Origin of the sequence: Pseudanabaena sp. 'Roaring Creek' (genome assembly GCF_001402795.1) — a bacterium.
GTDB lineage: Bacteria > Cyanobacteriota > Cyanobacteriia > Pseudanabaenales > Pseudanabaenaceae > Pseudanabaena.
Map to the genome: position 1 here is coordinate 1 of NZ_LIRE01000446.1, position 4,371 is coordinate 4,371.

Sequence of the window (4,371 nt, forward strand, 5' to 3'; positions counted from 1 at the left end):
TTATTAACCTTTTGCGTAAGTCTAAGGCATGAAAGATGCTCAAAACATCACAGTGCCACGAAGGTAAGAGAAGAGTCATCACAATTTCTTCAATACTATTAATCAAACAGAAAGCGATCGCTAACCACAGAGTTGAGGCGTAGACAAAGCCAAATAGACAAACTGTGGCAATTAGTAGCGTTAATCCCCATATTTTAGCTGTATAGGTGTGAAAACTAGGGAGTTTCCCAAACTTGATGAGATTAATTGTAAACAGGGTGAACTGAGCCGCGATCGCCAATAATAAGGGAACTCGAAAATCGACAATAATTTGGGGATATACCAACCAAGTACTAATGGCAACGCTTACAAACAGGCAGATATCTGCCCAACTGTCTAACTGTCTCAGCTTGGGGGTACTAACGCCCAGTCGTCGGGCAATGATGCCATCAAAAATATCTGAGAGAATGGCAATTACATAACCCACAACAAATCCCCAGGTAGTTTGATGATCTGAGGCATCCAAAAGAAGTAGAGGGGCAATGGCGAAACGAATTCCGATTAAGATTTGGGGAATATCCTTTGGAGCGATCATTTGGTCTTAATCTTTGGCTAAAGTTTGTTTGAGAAAGTAGAGTTATACCAATTCACGAAAGTGTGACGACACTTTTGTGAATTAAAAACAAAACCCAATAAGTAATATCAAAGCTCAAAATGGCTACGCCATTTTGAGCTTTGATATTACTTATTGACTGAGTAACGATCGCATTTGTTTTGCCACGCGATCGGGATGCTCGGCTTGCATGAGCGCGCGTACGACTGCCACCCGTTTTGCTCCTACGGCGATCGCTTCTTCTAAATTGCGTTCGTCAATGCCACCGATCGCAAACCAAGGAATCTCGATATTTTGCGTCGCGTAATTAACGTAATCATAACCTGCGGCTGCCTTAGTGGGCTTAGTAGGCGTGGCATGGACTGGTCCAACACCGACATAATCCACGCGATTGCTAAGCGCGATCGCTAATTCCTGTGGATTGGTGGTGGATTGTCCGATAATATATTGCGAGGCATCGCCGCCATGGGCGTTTAAGATTTGGCGTACGGTAGCAACTGGTAGATCGGTTTGTCCCACATGAATGCCATCGGCTCCGACGGCGATCGCAATATCGACGCGATCGTTCACGAAAAACAAAGCATCGTATTTATGACAGACTTCACAAAGTTGTTGGGCGATGTGATAGCGAACATTATCTTCGCCTTCTTTTTGACGGTATTGCACGATCTGCACCCCTCCTTGTAACGCTGACTCAACAACCGAGACAATGTTATCAACGGGCATCGTGACTAGGTATAAACTGGCAGCCTGCAACTTTTGACGGCGAATTTGTCCGACATTAGCTATTTCATGCTCGAGCAAATTGCTTTCGAGGGTATAAACCTGATAGCGCAGCTGTTTCATGGCAGCGCCCAAGTTTGGATCAATAACTTTACCGTATTCCTCTAGAACCCTTAGTGCTTCTTGCAATCGTCCCATGTTGGCTCTAAGCAAAGCTTGGATATCAGTGCGGCTAATTTCGTTGGCATGGCTCAATCCCGTGGCTGGATCGTTAGGAGTATTGCGGGCAAGACGAAAATCTTCACGATGCCATAGGGCTAATTCTTGACGCATTTGTTTGCAGCGATCGCACAGATCGACATTTTCTAAGCCAAAGCGACACCATTCTTCGATCGTACGGAGAGCCTCGCGGGCGCGATCGAGGTTAGCATCGAGGATACGGTAAACAATTTGTTGAGACATATAGTTGAGATAGTTGAGACATAAGTAAGTGGGCTTAATTAAATATAAAACCCTAAAACCTGCGGCGTACGCGCAGCTTGCGCCGCAGGTTTTAGGGTTTTAATTATGCTTAGCTACTTAAAAATTAGAAATCAAAATCAAAGGCGGGTTCAGCCCGTAACTTACCTAACCCTAATTCTTTATCATCAATTAGTTTAATTTCGTAATAGCCCAGAATATGATGCGGTGCGGGATTACCGCGTGACGCTCCAGTAATGCCCATCGCCACGATCACGCATACATTACCCTTGGTATTTTTGGTCCGTTGCTTCCAGCGCTTATGATGTTCGCCACTGAGAGTTGCCTTATCAAATTCTCCAAATAGATGGAGGTCGTCATTACCCATCACCATCAAGCCCAACTGACAAATATTGCCGAAAATATCCTCAGCTGGGTTGAAGCATAGAGAATGAATGCCATTGAACTCATCGATCTGCTCGATTAGTTCCAATGCTTTGGGGCGCGAAGTTTGGATCATTAGTCCTGGCAAGCCTTCCCCCTTTTTGCTGCCTAAAATCGGGGAAATGCTTTCCGAGAGCTGATGATGAATAGAGGCTTTGCGTAAGAACTCCACCTGTTCCCAAGGAATGGTCATCATATGGATTAGGGCATTTTCTGGCCAAAGATCCTCATTGATCAATGGAGAATCATCATCGTCATCATCATCTTCTTCTACGACTAATTGATGTAATTCATTAGCCAGATCGGGCATAGTCTTGACAACGACATTAATCGGTTCTTCCGCATCACTATCGGGGTTTGGGGCATAAATGGTATAGGTTCCCGAAAGATTACTAAAACTCGTACTTAAGCGCTTATGGTACTGTTCCCAAAATTTATTCAAAGCCTCAAGAGCCACCGTCAAAGCGATCGCTTCTTCGTCATAAAGATAGGGTCTGCCGCCTTCAAGGGGATGCAACGCTCCATAGATCGGCTTCATTGGCGTAGTTGCCGTGGGAAGAGAGCGCATTTTGCCACGGAATGGAAAGGGGGGGAGATCGCCTTCCATTTCTAAATCTGGTGTTTCAAAGAGATTAAACAAACAATCTTGGTGTAAAAAAGTCTCTTCGATTTCATCTTCAGAGCTGCCCGAAACAATCCGATGGCGAAACTTGACTAAAGACTCTTCAGACCGATAAAAAATGACACCCTGCTCTAAGCCCATCTTGCCCATCACGATCGCATATAGGGTATCGATATCCCAGCGATCGATCTCAAGGGAAATCACCTGATGATCCCACAGAGTATTCCAAGGGGCATTGCGCCAGATTTGCTCGGATTGACTATGTAAAGCTGACGAAAACCTCTCTGGGACAATGGGCGGATTGTCAGAGAAACTTTCCAAAATATGGGAAAAAATTTCATCAATTAGGGGGAGGCGTTCCACATATTCGACGGAAATATCTAAATCCTGCAGAACACCACGCAAATAAAACTGGAGTTCGCGATCGCATACGAGGATTTTTTGGGGCAGCGATGGCTGGGCTGGACTTTGAGGATGCTCGATTGCCTGCAACAACGCACGGACAAAAGCTTCTTGCCCCACGCCTGAATCAACTACATCCATAGAACGCACCATTCCCTGCGAACCATCTACCCACAAAATACAATGGGGTTTAGACTCTTCGCTATGGGCATGAAGGGGGATAATGTTGGAAGAGTCTTGCGGTTGGCGGATTTTAGCGGGCAAGGAACGGCGATCGCCTTCCCAAACCGCAGATGACTGCTTGAGTTTTTTGAGGCGACGAAGAGTAGATCGGTTTAGCGTGGTCATCGAAAATATTCTCTAGATTAGCCACTCTTAGGAAATTTGTAAGAGTGCATTGATCGATTTAACTATGATATGGCGATAAATTGCCAGATTTGATCATAAATTATAGGAATTACTTGCTAGAAAATGCGTAGTAATGCGTAGTTTAACCATCTACTTTCCAGATTTTAGGGCTACAATTGCTTTAAGCGTGACCTAAAACTTAGGATTTTTAGACCTCACGTTCTCATGTTTCTGTGAATCAAACAGATAATCAAACAAAACTTTAATGAGCAATCCTCATTAAGCAATCTGCAAACATCACCCCAAATATATACCTGCATTTATGGACGAGCTAAAACCGATTCTCAATGAGTTACTAGGACAACCCGTTGCTTTTTTTGGTGGACTCGTTTCGGGCTTTCTCAAGCTCGATCTCCAACAAGATCCTTTAAAGGGTTGGCTAGAAAAGCAAGGAGCAACAGCTACGGTGTCTTCTCCTGACAGCAAAAATGAAGGTCCCCAGTCTATTTCCATAGATTAATCTATAGATTAAATTGAATTTTATCGAAAATATGGGTTTTAAATCCCAATTTTTCGATAAATTATCATTAAGTATTGCCCTATAGAAACCCTATTATACCAATTCCCAAAAGTGTGGCTACACTTTTGGGAATTGAAAACTAAACCCAGTAAGGGTTTTAAAATGACAAAATGGCGTAGCCATTTTGTCATTTGGTATTAATCCTGTGTTGCGGTTGTCATCTGCCGTCAATCGTATTACCCAGAAGAGAGGAACAGCGCT

The 4,371-nt window shown here is 43.9% G+C and carries 4 protein-coding genes; 1 reads left to right on the forward strand and 3 read right to left on the reverse strand.

Annotation, left to right across the window (positions count from 1 at the left end; translation table 11 throughout):
- The 3 genes from AC805_RS14455 to AC805_RS14465 form a co-directional block, all read right to left on the reverse strand.
- Positions 1-574: CDP-alcohol phosphatidyltransferase family protein (locus AC805_RS14455; RefSeq protein ID WP_055076070.1), on the reverse strand; the 574-nt coding region annotated here is incomplete at its 3' end.
- 150 nt (positions 575-724) lie between these two features.
- Positions 725-1,777: a thiamine phosphate synthase gene (locus AC805_RS14460; RefSeq protein ID WP_055076071.1), complete on the reverse strand. Its 1,053-nt coding sequence runs from the start codon at positions 1,775-1,777 to the stop codon at positions 725-727.
- 124 nt (positions 1,778-1,901) lie between these two features.
- Positions 1,902-3,590: a DUF6930 domain-containing protein gene (locus AC805_RS14465; protein ID WP_055076072.1), complete on the reverse strand. Its 1,689-nt coding sequence runs from the start codon at positions 3,588-3,590 to the stop codon at positions 1,902-1,904.
- A gap of 322 nt (positions 3,591-3,912) precedes the next feature.
- Here AC805_RS14465 and AC805_RS14470 point away from each other — a divergent pair, with 322 nt between their 5' ends.
- Positions 3,913-4,110 carry a hypothetical protein gene (locus AC805_RS14470; RefSeq protein ID WP_055076073.1) on the forward strand — a complete coding sequence of 66 codons (198 nt, stop codon included), beginning with the start codon at positions 3,913-3,915 and terminating at the stop codon, positions 4,108-4,110.
- The last annotated feature ends 261 nt before the right edge of the window (positions 4,111-4,371 follow it).

Bases quoted from the DNA above. Each gene is read 5' to 3' on its own strand.
- AC805_RS14460 (WP_055076071.1), bottom strand. From the start codon at position 1,777: ATGTCTCAACAAATTGTTTACCGTATCCTCGATGCTAACCTCGATCGC.
- AC805_RS14470 (WP_055076073.1), top strand. From the start codon at position 3,913: ATGGACGAGCTAAAACCGATTCTCAATGAGTTACTAGGACAACCCGTT.
- AC805_RS14465 (WP_055076072.1), bottom strand. From the start codon at position 3,590: ATGACCACGCTAAACCGATCTACTCTTCGTCGCCTCAAAAAACTCAAG.